General features: G+C 38.5%; 1 protein-coding gene. It reads right to left on the bottom strand.

Annotation, left to right across the window (positions count from 1 at the left end; all coding sequences use genetic code 11):
• Positions 1–181: 181 nt before the first annotated feature.
• Positions 182–868: a DUF4145 domain-containing protein gene (locus N7931_RS19275; RefSeq protein WP_262795964.1), complete on the bottom strand. Its 687-nt coding sequence runs from the start codon at positions 866–868 to the stop codon at positions 182–184.
• Positions 869–1,086: the final 218 nt, after the last annotated feature.

Here is a 1,086-nt window from a genome sequence, read left to right as displayed (position 1 = left end):
TCTGTGCCAGAAGCGGAAGTTGAGCTCTAGGATATTTACGTCAGCTAAAGCCAGTTAGCCGACTAAACTTAAATACAGAAAAACAAGTTCAACGCTGCAATAAACGGCAAGTAAAGCTTGGCTAAACTTAGTGAGGAACGAACGCGAGCCAAGCTTTTTGTGTCCGCCCTTAAACGCATTGTTATGCCTGCTCTAGATGGTTTTCCAAATGTTTAATATTTGCAGGAAGCTCGTACAAATATTCAAATAGGTACTCAAGTAAATCAATCATCGCTCTAGCGACATTTTCATTTGGCTCACGTGTTTCATCAAAATGAGCACCCAAATTACCGCCTTTCCTAATGAGATGAGCCAAATTATTCAATGGCTCAGCCCAATCTATTGCTCCTTTAGCTTGCTCAATTGCTGTGGCTAGATTTTTTTTACGATCGCCTTCTGGGAGTAGATAATAGAAAATACCTTCTAATGTTCTACGGCATCCCACAGAAGTCGCAATAAAATTCTTGGAGTTATAAGAAGTTAACGCCGACTCATACGATGTTTGCAATTGCTCAGGGATGTAATTTCTATAGTCTTTAGTTCTTCTTATAAAAGATATTTCGGGGTACATAAATAGAGCATCAGGGTCTTGAGATTCGTCACTTTTCTTTTTTACTCCCATACAAAAAAAATGAACATTTTCATCACAAGAAGGACATGCACCAGTGAAGTAAAAAGCTGTTCTTGGGGCGTCGTTGAAACTAGATTCTAATTTAAAAACAACCATTTCAGAGCAATGGGAGCAATTTATCTTTACAGAACTTGGTAAATAAAATTGATTAGATAGCCAATGCCATTTTTTTACTGAGCTAAGCGAAACTTTTTGCATGTTCTAGATCCCTGATAAAGGCATAACGCTAAGCTAAACGGTCAAATTTGGAGTGGATTTTTTTGTGCTAGCGTAGCGTTAAAAGCACAAAAAAGGCCACGGAGAATTTGTCCGTTTAAGCGCCTTGTGTACGCCCGACATGGGCATTAACTAATGAGGTGAAAGTCCTCTGTAGGAAGATCACCGTTTAAATAACTGATTGTTATTAAACGATAACT

The sequence above is a fragment of the Catenovulum sp. 2E275 genome (genome assembly GCF_025515275.1).
Taxonomy (GTDB): domain Bacteria; phylum Pseudomonadota; class Gammaproteobacteria; order Enterobacterales; family Alteromonadaceae; genus Catenovulum.
The sequence above is the reverse complement of the archived record's forward strand: the minus strand, read 5'-3'. Positions and strand labels throughout refer to the sequence as shown.